Here is a 16,549-nt window from a genome sequence, read left to right on the forward strand (position 1 = left end):
CTTGCACCCCGGCGAAACGCATTTCCGAGGTTGTCCTACCCGGAAAAATCGGAAACAAGAGGGCGCAAATGACCAAGGACCGTCTCAAGGGCTGAGATCAGATGAGCACCGAAGAACTTCCCCCGCGCGAATCCATGGAATTCGACGTCGTCATCGTCGGCGCCGGCCCCTCGGGCCTGTCGGCCGCGATCCGGCTGAAGCAGCTCAAGGCCGATCTCAACGTCGTCGTGGTGGAGAAGGGCTCCGAGGTCGGCGCGCACATTCTCTCCGGCGCCGTGATCGACCCCGCAGGGCTCGACAAGCTGATCCCGGACTGGCGCGATGATGCCGACTGCCCGCTGAAAACGCAGGTGAAGGACGACCGCTTCTACTGGATGACGGGCGGCGGCGCGATCAAGCTGCCGAACTTCATGATGCCGCCGCTGATGGACAATCATCACTGCTACATCGGCTCGCTCGGCAATGTCTGCCGCTGGCTGGCGCGCAAGGCTGAAGCGCTTGGCGTCGAGATCTATCCGGGCTTTGCTGCGGCCGAGGTGCTCTATGACGACGCCGGCAACGTCAAGGGCATTGCCACCGGCGACATGGGTATCGGCCGGGACGGCAAGCCGAAGGACTCCTTCACCCGTGGCATGGAGTTGCTCGGCAAGTACACGCTGTTCGCCGAAGGCGCCCGCGGCAGCCTGACCAAGCAGCTCATCGCCAAGTTCGCGCTCGATTCCAAGAGCGAGCCGGCGAAGTTCGGCATCGGCCTCAAGGAAGTCTGGCAGATCGATCCCGCCAAGCACCAGAAGGGCATGATCCAGCATTCCTTCGGCTGGCCGCTCGACCTGAAGACCGGCGGCGGCTCGTTCCTCTATCATTACGACGACAACCTCGTCGCCGTCGGCTTCGTCGTGCATCTCAACTACGACGATCCGTACCTGTCGCCGTTCGACGAATTCCAGCGCTTCAAGACCCATCCTTCGATCCGCGGCACCTTTGAAGGCGGCAAGCGTCTCGCCTATGGCGCGCGCGCCATTACCGAGGGCGGTTACCAGTCGGTGCCGAAACTCAGCTTCCCCGGCGGCGCGCTGATTGGCTGCGCGGCCGGCTTCGTCAACGTGCCGCGCATCAAGGGCGTGCACAATGCGATGGGCACCGGCATGCTCGCGGCTGAACATGTCGCGGCGGCGCTGGCCGCCGATCGCGCCAATGACGAGCTCGTCGAATACGAAAACGCCTGGCGCTCGTCGTCGGTCGGCAAGGATCTGTTCCTGGTCCGCAACGTCAAGCCGCTGTGGTCGAAGTTCGGCACCGTGCTCGGCGTCGCGCTGGGCGGCTTCGACATGTGGTGCAACACGCTGTTCGGCGCTTCGCTGTTCGGCACCCAGGCGCACGCCAAGCCCGATCGCGCCACGCTCGATCCGGCCAAGAGCCACGCGCCCAAGAACTACCCGAAGCCGGACGGCAAGATCTCGTTCGACAAGCTGTCCTCGGTGTTCCTGTCCAACACCAACCATGAGGAGGACCAGCCGGTCCATCTCAAGGTCACCGACATGAACCTGCAGAAGACTTCCGAGCACGACGTGTTCGCCGGTCCCTCGAATCGCTATTGCCCGGCCGGCGTCTATGAATGGGTCGAGGAAGGCACGAGCCCGCGCTTCCAGATCAACGCCCAGAACTGCGTCCACTGCAAAACCTGCGACGTGAAGGACCCCAACGGTAACATCACCTGGGTTCCCCCCGAGGGCGGCGGCGGTCCGAACTATGAGGCGATGTAAGAGCCGGCCGAGCACAAGGACCTGATCACGAGGGTGATCCGGCGCACGTTCGCGTGAGGACACCGCTGCGGCCACCGGTCGCGGCCACGATAAGGCCATACTGGCAGCGTCTTGGGACCGCTCTTGGCCGATTTAAGGCGTGCGGAAGGGATCGCCCGGCCCGAATCCTTGCGGCGAAGCGCCAAAAGCGGCATTGTCCGCCGGACGGTTCCGGGTCCCGATGCCACCGGCCGCGTTCGCATGCGATACGGCCCTCTGCTGCAAACCCAGGCACTACCAACTCAAGGCGAGCCCTGATGTTCTCAAATCGTTTCAACCGCTGGACTGTTGCCGCCATCGCCCTCATGGGCACAGCGATCGCGACCGTCCCCGGCAGGGTCCTGGCGCAGACGCCGGATCATCCGTCCGACACGGCGGCACAGTTTCCGACCCGAAACGATCTGAAGTCGCTCACCACCGCCGGCAGCTATCTCGCTGCCCGCCACGCCAGCGTCGAGCGCGACGCCGCCTCCGCCGCCGCCTTCTACCGCTCGGCGCTGCGCACCGATCCCAAGAACAACGAGCTGCTCGACCGCGCCTTCATCTCGTCGGTCGCCGACGGCGACATCGACGAAGCCGTCAAGCTCGCCGAGCGCATCCTCACCATCGACAAGACCAACCGCGTCGCGCGTCTCGTCGTCGGCGTGCATGATCTCAAGGTGAAGAAGTACGCGGCCGCGCAGACCAACATCAACCAGTCGATCCGCGGTCCGATCACCGATCTCGTCGCCACGCTGCTGTCGGGGTGGGCTGCCTATGGCGCGGGTGATGCCAAGGGCGGTGTCGCCACCATCGACAAGCTGGCAGGTCCCGAATGGTACCCGCTGTTCAAGGACCTGCACGCCGGCATGATCCTCGAGCTCTCCGGCAAGGAGAAAGACGCCGGCACCCGCTTCGAGCGCGCCTACAAGCTCGACGATTCCATGCTGCGCGTGACCGAGGCCTATGCGCGCTGGCTGTCGCGCAACAAGGATTCGGCCGCCGCGACCACCGTCTACCAGGCCTTCGACAAGAAGCTCGCGCGCCATCCGCTGATCCAGGAAGGCCTGCGCGAGACCAAGGCCGGCAAGAAAATGCCGCCGCTGGTCGATTCCGCCCAGGCCGGCGCCGCCGAAGCGCTCTACGGCATCGGCGCCACGCTGACCCGCCGCGGCGGCGAGGATCTGGCGCTGGTCTATCTCCAGCTCTCGCTCTACCTCCAGCCGACCCATCCGCTGGCGCTGCTCTCGCTGGCCGATCTCTACGAGTCCGTGAAGCGGCCGCAGATGGCGATCAAGGTCTATGAGCGCGTGCCGTCGACCTCGCCGCTCAAGCGCAATGCGCAGATCCAGCTTGCCATCGATCTGGATTCCGCCGACCGCACCGACGAGGCGATCAAGATCCTCAAGGGCGTTACATCGGAGGATGCCAAGGACCTCGAAGCGATCATGGCGCTCGGCAACATCGAGCGCGGCCGCAAGAGGTTCGGCGACTGCGGCGCGACCTATTCGCTAGGCGTCGACGTGCTGCCGCCCGGCAACGACAAGGCCAACAGCGTCTGGTACTATTATCGTGGTATCTGCGAGGAGCGCTCCAAGCAGTGGGCCAAGGCCGAGGCCGACATGAAGAAGGCGCTCGAGCTCCAGCCCGACCAGCCGCATGTTCTCAACTATCTCGGCTATTCCTGGATCGACCAGGGCGTGAACCTCGACGAAGGCATGAAGATGATCAAGCGCGCCGTCGAGCAGCGTCCCGACGACGGCTACATCGTCGACTCCCTCGGCTGGGCCTATTACCGCATCGGCAATTATGAGGAAGCGGTGAAGAACCTCGAGCGCGCGATCGACCTCAAGCCCGAGGATCCCACCATCAACGACCATCTCGGCGATGCCTATTGGCGGGTCGGCCGCACGCTGGAAGCCAAATTCCAGTGGTCGCACGCGCGCGATCTCAAGCCCGAGCCGGAAGAACTGCCGAAGATCGAGGCCAAGATCGCCAATGGCCTCGCCGACGACAATTCGAACTCTTCGGCCGCGCAGGCGGAAAAGAAGAAGGACGACGGCAAGGGCGGCTAGGCTTGCGCATGATCCGGACCCGAAGGGCCGCGCTAGCGCAAAGCGTGTAGCGGTTTTCCGACAAGATCATGCGCGACAAGGAACTGAAGTTGGGGGCGTGTCGCCGATGCCGGCGTTGATTGAAGAAGGACGGGCGAAGGTCAATCTTAGCCTTCGCGTCGTGGGCCGTCGTGCCGATGGCTATCATGATCTCGAAAGTGTGGTCGCGTTTGCCGATTGCGCCGATCGGCTGACATTGGAGCCGGGCGGCGAGCTGAAGCTCACCACCACGGGACCGCTTGCCGCGGCTTGCGGCGATACCGCGGACAATCTCGTCTTCAAGGCGGCCAGGCTGTTGGCCGATGCTGTGCCGAACCTGAAGCTCGGCGCCTTCGCGCTCGACAAGGTGCTGCCGGTTGCCGCCGGCATCGGCGGCGGCTCGGCTGATGCGGCAGCGGCGCTGCGGCTCCTGGCGCGTCTCAACAATCTGTCGCTTGACGATCCGCGCCTGCAGAAGGTCGCGCTCGCGACCGGCGCCGATGTGCCGGTGTGCCTGCTCTCGCGCGCCTGCGACATGACCGGCGTCGGCGAGCAGCTGCTGCCGCTCGCATTGCCGAGCATGCCTTGCGTGATGGTCAATCCGCGCGTGCCTGTGGCGACCAAGGATGTTTTCCAGGAGCTGGGCCTGCGCAACGGCGAGCTTCTGGTCGGCGCCACCTCGGTTCTGGGAGCTCCGGCCTGGCCGGAGGAGGGCGGATCGATTGCCGATTGGGTCGACGTTCTCGAAACCGTTGCCAACGATCTCGAAAAGCCTGCGCTACGTATCGAACCTGTCATCGGCGACGTGCTGGAGGCCTTGCGTGGCTCCGCCGGCGTCAAGCTCGCCCGCATGTCCGGCTCAGGCGCGACGTGCTTTGCGATCTACGGCTCGCCCGCAGATACGCATGCCGCGGCCGAAAAGATCCGGCGCGACCACCCCGGCTGGTGGGTGCATGCGGGGACATTGAGCTGAGTCTCTCTCCGGAGACGGTGCCGTAGGGTGGGCAAAGGCGCTTTTGCGCCGTGCCCACCATCTCTCCGATACGGAGACAGATGCGTGGGCACGCTTCGCTTTGCCCACCCTACGGCAGTGCGGCTAACCCGCGCTTTGCTCGGTCAGCCCGAGAAACTTTCGGATCTCGCTCAGCACCTCGTCCGGCTTGTCGTGCTGCAGCCAGTGTCCCGCCCCGGCAATGGTCTCGACGCGCGCTTGCGGGAAGTAACGCTCCAGGCCTGCGGCCCTGGCACCGGCGAGAAAGCTTTCGCCGGCGTTCAAGAGCAGCGTCGGGCAGGCGATGCGCGACCACAGCGCGACGTGATCGTCCGGCCAGAGCCGGTGCGGCGCGCTAGCGCGCTGATAGGGATCGAACTTCCAGCTATAGGTGCCGTCCTCGTTCTGCCGTGCGCCGTGGGTGGCGAGATGCAGCGCGAGGTCACGGGACAGGCGCTTGTTGTGAAGCACCATCTGTGCGGCCGCGTCTTCGAGGGTCGCATAGCGGCGCGGCATGCGGTCGTGCAGTTTGTCGAGCTGGGCCACCCATTTGCCGATGCGCTCATGTGCCGGCGGCTTCGGCGAGTCCGGCAGCATGGTCACGCCGTCGAGCACGACCAGCTTCGAGACCTGCTCGGGAAACGACCCTGTAAAGATCAGGCTCACCATGCCGCCCATCGAATGTCCGACGAGGGTCACCTGAGGCGCTGCGATGGTGCGGATGAGCTGGGTGAGATCGTAGACATATTCGGTCAGCGCGTAGCTGCTGCCCCTGGTCCAGTCGGAATCGCCGTGGCCGCGCAGGTCGGGCGTCACCACGTGAAAATGCGGCTGCAGCGATCGGGCGATGACGTCCCAGCTGCGGCAATGATCGCGGCCGCCATGGACCAGGATCAGAGGCGGCGCGCCCTCATTGCCCCAATCGGCGTAATGCAGCCGCAGGCCATGGGACTCGTAGAAGCGGCTTTGCGGGGTGAGCATCGGGGCGCTATCCATTCACAGGCCGCCGCACCAATGCCAGCGACAGGCCGAGGCATGCAATGAAGCCGCCGGAGCCCTGCGTGAGACGCCGCATCAGATGCGGTCGTCCAATCAGCTGGTTGCGTGTCGCGGAGGCCATCAGCACGACGACGACGTCGGCGAGGGTGTTCAACGCCACCGAGATCGCGCCGAGCAGGATGAATTGCAGCGTGGGGCTCGACCCCGCGGGATCGAGGAATTGCGGAATGAAAGCGAGGAAGAACGCGGCGGTCTTCGGGTTCAGCGCCTCGACCAGCACGCCGTCGCGGAACGCGCGCTTGTCGCCGAAAGCTTCTCCCTCTAGCGACAGTGTGCGGCCGGCGCTGCGGAAAGTCTTGATGCCGAGCCAGACCAGGTAGAGCGCGCCGACGAATTTGACGGCGGCGAACAATTCGGCGCTGGCGAGAATGATTGCGGAGATGCCGAGGCTGCCCGCGACCACATGAACCAGCCCGCCCAGCGCCGTGCCTGCCGTCGATGCGAAGCCGCTGGCGCGTCCCTCCGACAAGGTCCGTGCCGCGACGTAGAAGATGCCGGGGCCGGGAACGGCGGCAATGAGACAGGCTGCGGCCAGGAACAGCCAGAAATTCGTTTCGATCATCCTGTTTTGGTAACGGAGCGGGCTGCGATTGCAAGTCTTCTGGCGCGGGAGGCTCTCGTTTAGCCCGTGCGGCGGAAGATCACGCTGGCATTGACCCCGCCGAAGCCGAAGCCGTTGGAGATCGCGTGTTGCATCGGCATCGGCCGCGCGCTGCCGGCGACGATGTCGATGCCATCAGCGCCCGCATCGGGGTTTTCGAGATTGAGCGTCGGCGGCGCGATTTGGTCGCGCAAAGCGAGCACGGTGAAGATCGCCTCGAGGCCGCCGGCGGCACCGAGCAGATGGCCGGTGGCCGATTTGGTCGCGCTGACGGCGATGCCGCGGTTGCGGCCGAACAGCGCCGCGATCGCGCCAAGCTCGCTCTCATCGCCGGCGGGCGTCGATGTCGCGTGGGCGTTGAGGTGCTGCAGATCCGCCGGCGCAAGGCTCGCCTGCCGGAGCGCGATCTCCATGGCGCGCCGCGCGCCGTCGCCGTCAGGCGGGCCTGATGTCATGTGGTAGGCGTCCGCCGTCGTGCCGTATCCGATCAACTCTGCGATCGGTGTGGCGCCGCGCGCGAGCGCATGTTCGAGCTCCTCGATGACAAGAATGCCGGCGCCTTCGCCCATGACAAAGCCGTCGCGGTCGCGATCGAACGGGCGTGAGGCGCGCGCCGCCTCCTCGTTGAACCCGCTCGACAACGCGCGAGCCGCCGCAAAGCCGCCGAGGCTGACGATGTCGATGCAGGCCTCCGCGCCGCCGCAGATCGCGATGTCGACTTCGCCTGATCGAATCATGCGCGCGGCATCGCCGATCGCCTGCACGCCGGCGGCGCACGCGGTGACCGGCGTGCCCAGCGCGCCCTTGTAGCCATATTTGATCGAGACGTGGCCGGCGGCGAGATTGGCCAGGAACGAGGGGATCGTGAACGGCGACAGCCGGCGCGCGCCGCGCTGCTCGGTGATGCGCACCGCCTCCGCCATCGCCGGGAAACCGCCGACGCCGGAGGCGATGATCGTCGCGGTGCGCTCCAGCGCGGCAGCGTCCTGCGGCGTCCATTTCGCCTGCGCGATCGCCTCGGCGGCCGCGAGCAGCGCGAACAGGATGAAGCGATCCATCTTGCGCTGGTCTTTTGGCGCGGCGGCCTGCGCGGGATCGAAGCCGCCCTCGGCATCGTCGGCCTTGTCGGGCACGAGTCCGGCAATGCGCGCCGGCAGCGCCTGCGCCCATTCGGGCAGAGGGCGCAGTCCGCTGTGGCCGGCGAGCAGCCGGCGCCATGAGGTTTCGACACCGCAGCCGAGCGGCGATACCGCGCCCATTCCCGTCACGACGATCCGACGCATATTACTCTCCAGCCGGCGCGACGGCCGGGTTCATGGCCTTGAGTGAAGCGATCCGCTTGCGCATGCCGCGGCTCGCGCGGGGACCGGCGACGACGATCGTATTGGCGAGCGTGATCGGCTGCATGTCGGCAGCGTCGACCACGACCGGATTGAACGGGCGAGCGTCGCTCCGGTTCGCCAGCACGATGGATTCGCCTTTGGGCGCGAGATGCTTGTTGCCGAAGGCGAGCAGCGTAGCGATCACCGGGAAGAAATCCCGCGCCTTGTCAGTCAGAACGTATTCGTAACGCGGCGGCCGCTCCTGATAACGGCGGCGCACGAACATGCCTGATGCGGTGAGATGGGCAAGCCGCCGCGACAGGATGTTCGGCGCAATGCCGAGGCTTTGCGAGAACTCGTCGAACTTCGTCGCACCCTGAAACGCATCTCGCAGGATCAGGATGCTCCACCATTCACCGACCGTCTCCACGGCACGGCCGACCGGGCATTCCAGGATCGAGGGGGATTTGGGCTGCATGGCGGGAAAGTAGGAGAGTCACTTGCAAAAAGCAAGTGACCGGGAGGTGGGCCGCACGAGCGCTGACGGAGGCGGGCCGCACATCCGCAAAAAGCTGTCACTGTAATTTGAAATGCGAATTGGCGAATGCCGGCTTCGCGCCATGCTCCGTCATTGCGAGCGCAGCGAAGCAATCCAGGCTCTCTTCGCGGAGGGATTCTTGATTGTTTCGCTGCGCTCGCAATGAAGGTGTTGACGCAGCTGGGACCTATCTCACCGGTGTCGTCCCGGCGAACGCCGGGACCCATAACCACAGGGAGTGGTTTGGCGAAGATTGGTTATTGTGGGTACTCGCACCGACACTGTGTCGATAGATCACGCGGTATGGGTCTCGGCGTTCGCCGGGACGACACCGAGTGTTTCGCTAGCGGTGCGCCGAAACTCAAAAGCCTAATGCGACCGCGCCAGACAGAACGCCACCACCTGCTCCAGCGCGCTCTTCATCGGGGAGGACGGGAACAGCGCCAGCGCGTCCACGGCCATGGCGCCGTAGTGCTGGGCGCGGCTGAGCGTATCTTCCAGCGCGCGGTGCTTGTTCATCAGCCCGATGGCGTGATCGAGATCGCTGTCGCCAATCTCGCCGCGCTCCAGCGCGCGGATCCAGAAGGCGCGCTCGGTGTCGTTGCCGCGGCGGAAGGCGAGCACGACGGGCAGGGTGATCTTGCCCTCGCGGAAATCGTCGCCGGTGTTCTTGCCGAGCTTTGCGCTCTTGCCGCCATAGTCGAGCACGTCGTCGACGAGCTGGAAGGCGATGCCGAGATTCATGCCGACCGAGCGGCAGGCGGTCTGCTCGGCCTTGGGACGGTTGGCGATGACAGGGCCGACCTCACAGGCGGCGGCGAACAGCTCGGCGGTCTTGCCGCGGATCACGGCGAGATATTCGTCCTCGGTGGTCGCGGTGTTCTTGGCGGCGGCCAGCTGCATCACCTCGCCCTCGGCGATGGTGGCGGCGGCCGCGGAGAGGATGTCGAGCGCGCGAAGCGAGCCGACCTCGACCATCATGCGGAAGGCCTGGCCGAGCAGGAAGTCGCCGACCAGCACGCTCGCCTCGTTGCCCCAGAGCATGCGCGCCGACAGCTTGCCGCGGCGCATCTCGCTCTCGTCGACGACGTCGTCGTGCAGCAGCGTGGCGGTATGCATGAACTCGACGGAGGCGGCCAGCTTGATATGGCCGTCGCCGGTATAGCCGGCGAGGTTGGCCATGGCGAGCGTCAGCATCGGCCGCAGCCGCTTGCCGCCGGAGGAGATCAGATGGTTGGCGACCTCCGGGATCATGGTCACGTCCGAACCGGTCCGCGACAGGATCGTGGCGTTGACGCGCTCCATGTCAGGGGCGACAAGGGCAACCAGCTCTTCGATCGACGCGCCGGGAGTTTCGAAAGGTACGATGACGGCCACGCCGGTCTCCAATATTTGCCCCGGAGGGGCTATTCTGACGGAAAGACAATAGAAACTGGCGGCGGATGCGGCAAGGCCCGCGGAACCATTGACATTTGCCGCTTTAGCCCCCTTTCAGGCAAGGAAACCTGCGTTTTGCGTGAACTGGTTCGGACCAACGATATGGTGCTGGTGTCGGCGATCGGCGCGCTGCTCGACGGCGCCAACATCCATCACCTGGTGCTGGACCAGAACATGAGCATCATCGAGGGCTCGCTCGGCATTTTGCCGCGGCGGATCCTGGTTCATGAGGACGACGCCCAGGAGGCGAGGGAGCTCCTCACCGAGGCCGGCCTCAGCCACGAACTGCGCGGCGATGAGTGAGGCCGCAGATATTACCGAGGACGCTTTTCTCGGCGGGCAGTTGCGCCTGAGGCAGAAGCGGAGTGGCCACAGAGCCGGGCACGACGCCATTCTGCTTGCGGCGGCGACGGAGGCCCGTCCCGGGGACCGCGTGGTCGATTTCGGCGCCGGGATCGGCACGGCCGGGCTGGCGCTGGCCCGGCGCGTCGCTGGTATCGGGCTGAGCCTGGTCGAGATCGATCCGGAGCTGGCCGAGCTCGCGCGCGCCAATGCAGCCGCGAATGCGCTTGCCGCCGAGACCATCGTGCTCGATGTCACGGCCGACGCCACCGCCTTTGCGGCAAACGGGCTGTCGCCCGACAGCGTCGACGCGGTGCTGATGAATCCGCCCTTCAACGATCCGGCCCGGCATCGCGGCTCGCCGGACCAGGCGCGTCACACCGCGCATGTGGCGACCGAGGAGACCCTGCATGCCTGGGTGCATGCAGCGCGTCGCATCCTCCGATCGAATGGTGTGCTGACATTGATCTGGCGCGCAGATGGCATCGCCGATGTCCTGGCGGCGCTGTCACGCGGCTTCGGCAGCCTTTCGATCCTGCCGGTTCACGGGGAGGCGGGGCGGCCTGCGATCCGCGTGCTGGTGCGTGCGGTCAAAGGCGGCCGGGCTCCGACGCGATTGCTGCCGGGCCTCATGCTCAACGACGAGTCGGGCGCGTCCAAAAAAGAGGTGACGGAGATTCTGGAGGGGAGAGCGGCCTTGCCGCTGGTGGAACCGTGACGGCTTACTGCGGAAGCGATTCCGGCTGTTGCTCTTGCGGGGACGTCAAGCGGATCGCCATGAACAGCGCACCGACCAGCAGCATCAGCAGATAGATTTTCATGGTGTTCTCCGCTGCCCCATTGCAGCCTCCCGACGGGAAATCTGCAAAACACGTTCCAGGCACTTCCAATGACAGTCGCGTGATAAGAAATGGTTAATCAGAGGTAACGGCATGGCCGAACAATTGAAAGATCGTGAGAGTTCCGGCCTGGCCGACAAGCTCATGCAATATCTGCCGGCGCGTTTCCGCCCGGGCACGGCTGTCGTGCCGGTGGTGCGGCTGTCCGGCGTGATCGGCGCGGTGACGCCGCTGCGCCCGGGCATGACGCTGGCGGGCGTCGCGCGGGTGCTGGAGCGCGCGTTCTCATATCGGCACGCCAAGGCGGTGGCGCTGGTGATCAATTCGCCCGGCGGCTCACCGGTGCAGTCGCGCCAGATCTATCTGCGCATCAAGCAGCTCGCGGCGGAGAAGAAGCTGCCGGTGCTGGTGTTCGTCGAGGACGTTGCGGCCTCCGGCGGCTACATGATCGCCTGCGCCGGCGACGAGATCATCTGCGATCCCTCTTCGATCCTTGGCTCGATCGGCGTGGTCGGCGGCAGCTTCGGTTTCCAGGAGGCGATCAAGCGGCTCGGCATCGAGCGGCGCCTCTACACGGCCGGCGCGCACAAGGCGATGCTCGATCCTTTCCTCCCCGAGAACCCCGACGATGTCGCCAAGCTGAAGGCGCTCCAGCGCGAGATCCATCAGATCTTCATTTCCCTGGTGAAGGAGAGCCGCGGCGCGCGCCTCAAGGGCGCGGACGACGCCCTGTTCACGGGCGAATACTGGGCCGGCGAGAGTTCGATCGCTCTGGGGCTCGCCGACAGCATCGGCGATCTCCGCTCAACTCTTCGTGCCCGCTACGGCGAGAAGGTTCTCACCCCCGTGATCGCGCAGCCGACCGGGCTGCTCTCCGGCATTCTGGGCCGGAAATCGCCCGGCGCGGGGCAGCTTTCGGCCATGGAATCAATGGCCGGCCTGCCGGACGATCTGATCTCGGCGCTTGAGACGCGAGCGATCTGGGCGAAATTCGGGTTCTAGGCGCAGCCCTCCCGCGCCATTTGGCCTCTTGGCGTGCCGATTGCGGCGTAGCCCTGTCTGCGCAACAATATGCGTGGGGGCTGAGCACTAGACGAGGATCGACAGATGCCGCCGTTCGTCGCTTTCGCGGGCGTCCTGGGTGGGCTTGCCGTGGTCCGCTGGGTCTACAAGACCGCTGTCCGGATCAATCAGGAGCTGGAGGAGATGCGCCTGTCGCGTGTCGCCGAGGCCGCCCATATGGGGAACATCCAGACGCTGAAACGTGACCCCGTGACTGGAGCTTACCGGCCGGGGTAGCGCTCTCAACACGTAAGGTGCCGTAGGGTGGGCAAAGCGAAGCGTGCCCACGACAGCACCTCAATCCTGGAAAGATGGTGGGCACGGCGCAAGCGCGCCTTTGCCCACCCTACGGCACCTCCCGGGATGAGGCCTGATTGGCCCGAATCCGCCCCGTTTGCCTTGATTCCCACCCCCGCCGTCGATACGGTCCCGCGCGATTCAAAACCCCCCGCGAGAGCCTGATCTGACGATGGACGCCTCATTGCCCGCCCATATGCGCCCGGAACGCTCGTTCCAGGGCTTCATCCTCGCGCTCCAGCGGTTCTGGGCCGAGCAGGGCTGCGTGATCCTGCAGCCCTACGACATGGAGATGGGCGCGGGTACCTTCCATCCGGCGACCACGCTGCGCGCGCTCGGGCCAAAGCCCTGGAACGCGGCCTATGTGCAGCCCTCGCGCCGTCCCAAGGACGGCCGCTACGGCGAGAACCCGAACCGGATGCAGCACTATTACCAGTTCCAGGTGATCATGAAGCCGTCGCCGCCGAACCTTCAGGAGCTGTACCTGAAGTCGCTCGCCGCAATCGGCATCGATTCCGCCGTGCACGACATCCGATTCGTCGAGGACGATTGGGAGAGCCCGACGCTGGGCGCCTGGGGCCTTGGCTGGGAGTGCTGGTGCGACGGCATGGAAGTCAGCCAGTTCACTTACTTCCAGCAGGTCGCGGGCTTCGAATGCGCCCCGGTCGCGGGCGAGCTCACCTACGGGCTCGAGCGTCTCGCGATGTATGTGCAGGGCGTCGACCGCGTCTACGACCTCAACTTCAACGGCCGCGAGGGCGACGCCAAGGTCACCTATGGCGACGTCTTCCTGCAGGCCGAGCGGGAATATTCGAAGCACAACTTCGAAGTCGCCGACACTGCGATGCTGTTCGAGCAGTTCAAGATGGCGGAAGCGGCCTGCCGGAAATATCTCGACGCCGGCTGGAAGGACGACAAGCGCGAGGCGCATCTGATGGCGCTGCCGGCCTACGACCAGTGCATCAAGGCCAGCCACGTCTTCAACCTCTTGGACGCGCGCGGCGTGATTTCGGTGACGGAGCGGCAGAGCTACATTCTGCGCGTGCGCGAATTGGCAAAAGCCTGCGGCGAGGCCTGGATCCATACTGAAGCGGGCGGAGCGGCCTGATGCCCGAACTTTTGCTTGAACTGTTCTCGGAAGAGATTCCCGCGCGCATGCAGGCTAAGGCGGCCGACGATCTGCGTCGCCTGGTCACCGACAAGCTCGTTGCCGAAGGCCTGGTGTATGAGGGCGCGAAAGCGTTCGCGACGCCGCGCCGCCTTGCGCTCACCGTGCATGGCATCCCCGCGCGCCAGCCTGATCTCAAGACCGAACGCCGCGGGCCCAAAGTCGGCGCGCCCGACGCGGCTGTGCAGGGTTTTCTGAAGGCGACGGGCTTGAAGTCGCTGGATGAAGCAAAAATCCAGCGCGACCCCAAGGGTGATTTCTACATCGGCTTGATCGAGAAACCCGGCCGCGATGCGATCGACGTGCTCGCGGAAATCCTGCCCGTCATCATCCGCACCTTCCCCTGGCCGAAATCGATGCGCTGGGGCGCGCGATCGGGCAAGCCGGGGTCGCTGAGCTGGGTGCGCCCGCTGCACGCGATCACTGCAACCTTCGGGCTTGAGACGGAAGAGCCTGATGTCGTGAAGTTCGAGGTGGACGGCATCGCGACCGGCCAGACCACCTACGGCCATCGCTTCATGGCGCCGGATGCGATTTCCGTGCGCCGTTTTGAAGACTACGAAGCGAAGTTGAAAGCCGCAAAGGTCATCCTCGATCCGCAGGCGCGCAAGGACATCATCTTCGCCGACGCCAAGGAGCTGACCTTCGCGCAGGGCTTCGAGCTGGTTGAGGATCAGGTGCTGCTCGACGAGGTCTCGGGCCTCGTCGAATGGCCCGTTGTCATGATGGGATCGTTCGAAGCGGAATATCTCGCCATCCCGGACGAGGTGATCCGCGCCACCATCCGCAACAACCAGAAGTGCTTTGTGGTCAAGGATACCAAGACCGGGAAGCTGACCAACAAGTTCGTCCTCACCGCCAATATCGAGGCGACCGACGGCGGCAAGGTCATCGTATCAGGCAACGAGCGCGTGATCCGTCCGCGCCTGTCGGATGCGAAGTTTTTCTACGAGACCGATCTGAAGACGAAGCTCGAGGATCGTCTGCCGAAATTCGAGCAGATCGTGTTCCATGAGAAGCTCGGCACCCAGGCCGCGCGCATCGGTCGCATCGAGAGGCTCGCCGCCGAGATCGCGCCGCTGGTCGGTGCCGACGTGGCGAAGGCGACGCGCGCCGCGCATCTGGCCAAGGCGGATCTGCTGACCGAAGTCGTCGGCGAATTCCCTGAAGTGCAGGGGCTGATGGGCAAGTACTACGCGCTGGCGCAGGGCGAGGATGCCTCCGTCGCCGCGGCCTGCGAAGAGCACTACAAGCCGCAAGGGCCCACCGATCGCGTGCCGACCGATCCGGTGAGCGTCGCGGTGGCTTTGGCGGACAAGATCGATACGCTCGTTGGCTTCTGGGCGATCGACGAAAAGCCGACGGGGAGCAAGGACCCCTATGCGCTGCGCCGCGCGGCGCTGGGCGTGATCAGGCTGATCGCCGAGAATGGGCTGCGGCTCTCGCTCACGAAGGTTGCGGCTTCCGCACTTGCTGGCTTGTTGGTGAAGCCTGCCGATGCCACGAGGCTTCCGAGCGATCTGCTCGCCTTCTTCGCCGACCGCCTCAAGGTCCAGCTCCGCGAGCAGGGCGCGCGGCATGATCTTGTCGACGCCGTGTTCGCGCTCGGCGGTCAGGACGATCTCCTGATGATCGTCCGCCGGGTCGAGGCGCTGGGAAAATTCCTGGAGAGCGACGACGGCAAGAACCTGCTCGCCGGCACCAAGCGCGCCAGCAACATCCTCTCGATCGAGGAGAAGAAGGACAAGCGTAGCTTCGACGGTGCGCCCGATGCTGCGCTTTATGGTCTGGCCGAGGAGAAGGCGCTGGCAAAGGCGATCGGCGAAGTGCAGGCGGAGGCCAGCGCCGCCGTTGCCAAGGAGGATTTTGCCGCCGCGATGAGCGCGATGGCAAAGCTGCGCCCGCCGGTCGATGCGTTCTTCGACAAGGTTCGCGTCAACGACGACGATGCGAAGGTGCGCGAGAACCGCCTCAAGCTGCTGAACGAGATCCGCAGCGCCACGCGCGCGGTGGCGGATTTCTCGAAGATCCAGGATTGAGGCCGCGGTCGCGCGGCAAACACCGCTGTCATTCCGGGGCGCGCGTAGCGCGAGCCCGGAATCTCGAGGTTCCGGGTTCGGTCCTCCGGACCGCCCCAGAACGACAGAGAAGAAAAAGCCCCGCCCGGCGGGGGGAAGACCGGGCGGGGCCTGATGTCCGATTTAACACTGCTCGCGCCAGCCTGATGTGACGCGCCGGACATCTAGTGTCAGCCAGTCGATGTCAGTCCAGCACCTCGACGATTCGGCGCGAGCGCGGCTCGACCAGCACGGTTTCGCCGTTCACGACGGTGTAGCGATAGGTGGTGGCACCGAAGCGTTGCGGCACGTCATAATAAGTGACGCCGCTTTCGGGTAGGGTGGCGCCGACCACGATGCGATCCGGAATGCGGAAGGCTGGCACACGTTGCTCGACGACATAGTCGCGGAAGGCGGGCCGCTGGTCGGCCGCAATGGTCGGAGCGCTGTCGACCACGGCGGGCGCGCGTCCGACGGTGACACCGCTTTGCGCCTGCGCCGCAACGGGCGAGCCGATCGCGGCCGCGAGCGCTGCAAGAGCGAGAATCCTGTTCCGCATGGACAACTCCTTCGACGTGATTTTGTTTTCGGGCGCGTCATTGGCGCGACCGGTTGGCCAATGCATGCACCCTTCGCAATGTTCCGGGAAAAGGCCTGCCGCATTCGCGGCAATTTCAGGCAGTTTTCGTGGGTGCCGGAACTCGCATCGCGTCTTGCGCGTCTCTACTCGCGGAACCGGGAGGGCTATGATCCGCCCGCGATTCGCCCCACCTCCACAGAAAGATAGTTCATGCACATCACCGTCGCCCACATTTCGCCGATCCTGTCGTTGATTGCGGGCGTGCTCATCCTGATCATGCCGCGACTCCTCAACCTGATCGTCGCGATCTTCCTCATTGTGAACGGTGCGATCGGGCTCGGGCTCCTGAAATGGCTCCGCTTCTAGGCGTTCATTTTCCGGA

The 16,549-nt window shown here is 65.2% G+C and carries 16 protein-coding genes; 10 read left to right on the forward strand and 6 right to left on the reverse strand.

The window, feature by feature from the left end; all coding sequences use genetic code 11:
* Positions 1-101 precede the first annotated feature (101 nt).
* From BM190_RS36740 to BM190_RS36750, 3 genes are all read left to right on the forward strand, one after another.
* Entirely contained in the window at positions 102-1,763 is a 1,662-nt protein-coding gene (locus BM190_RS36740; protein WP_092262402.1) for an electron transfer flavoprotein-ubiquinone oxidoreductase, read from the forward strand.
* Between the two features lie 296 nt (positions 1,764-2,059).
* Entirely contained in the window at positions 2,060-3,856 is a 1,797-nt protein-coding gene (locus BM190_RS36745) for a tetratricopeptide repeat protein (RefSeq protein ID WP_018323347.1), read from the forward strand.
* A gap of 106 nt (positions 3,857-3,962) precedes the next feature.
* Complete coding sequence (locus BM190_RS36750) at positions 3,963-4,847, forward strand: 4-(cytidine 5'-diphospho)-2-C-methyl-D-erythritol kinase (protein WP_177237505.1); 885 nt, start codon at positions 3,963-3,965, stop codon at positions 4,845-4,847.
* Positions 4,848-4,970: 123 nt separating this feature from the next.
* Here BM190_RS36750 and BM190_RS36755 read toward each other — a convergent pair whose 3' ends face one another.
* The 5 genes from BM190_RS36755 to BM190_RS36775 all read right to left on the reverse strand — a co-directional run bounded on the left by BM190_RS36755 (position 4,971) and on the right by BM190_RS36775 (position 9,762).
* Positions 4,971-5,846 (reverse strand): alpha/beta fold hydrolase, encoded by an 876-nt coding sequence (locus tag BM190_RS36755; RefSeq protein WP_177237506.1) that lies wholly within the window; start codon positions 5,844-5,846, stop codon positions 4,971-4,973.
* Positions 5,847-5,853: 7 nt separating this feature from the next.
* Positions 5,854-6,486 (reverse strand): LysE family translocator, encoded by a 633-nt coding sequence (locus BM190_RS36760; protein WP_092262408.1) that lies wholly within the window; start codon positions 6,484-6,486, stop codon positions 5,854-5,856.
* Between the two features lie 59 nt (positions 6,487-6,545).
* Entirely contained in the window at positions 6,546-7,808 is a 1,263-nt protein-coding gene (fabF, locus tag BM190_RS36765) for a beta-ketoacyl-ACP synthase II (protein WP_092262409.1), read from the reverse strand.
* A gap of 1 nt (position 7,809) precedes the next feature.
* Positions 7,810-8,325 carry a winged helix-turn-helix transcriptional regulator gene (locus BM190_RS36770; RefSeq protein WP_018323352.1) on the reverse strand — a complete coding sequence of 172 codons (516 nt, stop codon included), beginning with the start codon at positions 8,323-8,325 and terminating at the stop codon, positions 7,810-7,812.
* 429 nt (positions 8,326-8,754) lie between these two features.
* Positions 8,755-9,762 (reverse strand): polyprenyl synthetase family protein, encoded by a 1,008-nt coding sequence (locus BM190_RS36775; protein ID WP_026202916.1) that lies wholly within the window; start codon positions 9,760-9,762, stop codon positions 8,755-8,757.
* Between the two features lie 135 nt (positions 9,763-9,897).
* Between BM190_RS36775 and BM190_RS36780 the strand changes: the two genes are divergently transcribed.
* From BM190_RS36780 to glyS, 6 genes are all read left to right on the forward strand, one after another.
* The gene (locus BM190_RS36780; protein WP_018323354.1) at positions 9,898-10,125 is read left to right on the forward strand and encodes a putative signal transducing protein; all 228 of its coding nucleotides are present in this window, start codon (positions 9,898-9,900) and stop codon (positions 10,123-10,125) included.
* Positions 10,118-10,882, forward strand: a complete 765-nt coding sequence (locus tag BM190_RS36785) for a tRNA1(Val) (adenine(37)-N6)-methyltransferase (RefSeq protein WP_092262411.1) — start codon at positions 10,118-10,120, stop codon at positions 10,880-10,882. Before BM190_RS36780 ends, BM190_RS36785 begins: the two co-directional genes overlap by 8 nt.
* A gap of 214 nt (positions 10,883-11,096) precedes the next feature.
* Positions 11,097-12,005, forward strand: a complete 909-nt coding sequence (locus BM190_RS36790; RefSeq protein ID WP_092262413.1) for a S49 family peptidase — start codon at positions 11,097-11,099, stop codon at positions 12,003-12,005.
* Positions 12,006-12,110: 105 nt separating this feature from the next.
* Positions 12,111-12,302, forward strand: a complete 192-nt coding sequence (locus BM190_RS36795; RefSeq protein ID WP_092262415.1) for a hypothetical protein — start codon at positions 12,111-12,113, stop codon at positions 12,300-12,302.
* Positions 12,303-12,534: 232 nt separating this feature from the next.
* Complete coding sequence (locus BM190_RS36800; protein WP_018323356.1) at positions 12,535-13,470, forward strand: glycine--tRNA ligase subunit alpha; 936 nt, start codon at positions 12,535-12,537, stop codon at positions 13,468-13,470.
* Complete coding sequence (gene glyS, locus BM190_RS36805; protein ID WP_092262417.1) at positions 13,470-15,569, forward strand: glycine--tRNA ligase subunit beta; 2,100 nt, start codon at positions 13,470-13,472, stop codon at positions 15,567-15,569. Before BM190_RS36800 ends, glyS begins: the two co-directional genes overlap by 1 nt.
* 223 nt (positions 15,570-15,792) lie before the next feature.
* Here glyS and BM190_RS36810 read toward each other — a convergent pair whose 3' ends face one another.
* Positions 15,793-16,146, reverse strand: coding sequence for a DUF1236 domain-containing protein (locus BM190_RS36810; protein ID WP_092262610.1), 354 nt, complete (start codon positions 16,144-16,146; stop codon positions 15,793-15,795).
* 231 nt (positions 16,147-16,377) lie between these two features.
* On the opposite strand from BM190_RS36810, the gene BM190_RS36815 reads away from it, so the two are divergent.
* Complete coding sequence (locus BM190_RS36815) at positions 16,378-16,533, forward strand: DUF3096 domain-containing protein (RefSeq protein ID WP_008562090.1); 156 nt, start codon at positions 16,378-16,380, stop codon at positions 16,531-16,533.
* Positions 16,534-16,549 lie beyond the last annotated feature (16 nt).

This window comes from Bradyrhizobium sp. Rc3b (assembly GCF_900114915.1).
GTDB lineage: Bacteria > Pseudomonadota > Alphaproteobacteria > Rhizobiales > Xanthobacteraceae > Bradyrhizobium.

Excerpts from the sequence above, each read along its gene's own strand:
- BM190_RS36740 (WP_092262402.1), top strand. The coding sequence starts at position 102 with ATGAGCACCGAAGAACTTCCCCCGCGCGAATCCATGGAATTCGACGTC.
- BM190_RS36745 (WP_018323347.1), top strand. The coding sequence starts at position 2,060 with ATGTTCTCAAATCGTTTCAACCGCTGGACTGTTGCCGCCATCGCCCTC.
- BM190_RS36750 (WP_177237505.1), top strand. The coding sequence starts at position 3,963 with ATGCCGGCGTTGATTGAAGAAGGACGGGCGAAGGTCAATCTTAGCCTT.
- BM190_RS36755 (WP_177237506.1), bottom strand. The coding sequence starts at position 5,846 with ATGCTCACCCCGCAAAGCCGCTTCTACGAGTCCCATGGCCTGCGGCTG.
- BM190_RS36760 (WP_092262408.1), bottom strand. The coding sequence starts at position 6,486 with ATGATCGAAACGAATTTCTGGCTGTTCCTGGCCGCAGCCTGTCTCATT.
- fabF (WP_092262409.1), bottom strand. The coding sequence starts at position 7,808 with ATGCGTCGGATCGTCGTGACGGGAATGGGCGCGGTATCGCCGCTCGGC.
- BM190_RS36770 (WP_018323352.1), bottom strand. The coding sequence starts at position 8,325 with ATGCAGCCCAAATCCCCCTCGATCCTGGAATGCCCGGTCGGCCGTGCC.
- BM190_RS36785 (WP_092262411.1), top strand. The coding sequence starts at position 10,118 with ATGAGTGAGGCCGCAGATATTACCGAGGACGCTTTTCTCGGCGGGCAG.
- BM190_RS36790 (WP_092262413.1), top strand. The coding sequence starts at position 11,097 with ATGGCCGAACAATTGAAAGATCGTGAGAGTTCCGGCCTGGCCGACAAG.
- BM190_RS36795 (WP_092262415.1), top strand. The coding sequence starts at position 12,111 with ATGCCGCCGTTCGTCGCTTTCGCGGGCGTCCTGGGTGGGCTTGCCGTG.
- BM190_RS36800 (WP_018323356.1), top strand. The coding sequence starts at position 12,535 with ATGGACGCCTCATTGCCCGCCCATATGCGCCCGGAACGCTCGTTCCAG.
- glyS (WP_092262417.1), top strand. The coding sequence starts at position 13,470 with ATGCCCGAACTTTTGCTTGAACTGTTCTCGGAAGAGATTCCCGCGCGC.
- BM190_RS36810 (WP_092262610.1), bottom strand. The coding sequence starts at position 16,146 with ATGCGGAACAGGATTCTCGCTCTTGCAGCGCTCGCGGCCGCGATCGGC.
- BM190_RS36815 (WP_008562090.1), top strand. The coding sequence starts at position 16,378 with ATGCACATCACCGTCGCCCACATTTCGCCGATCCTGTCGTTGATTGCG.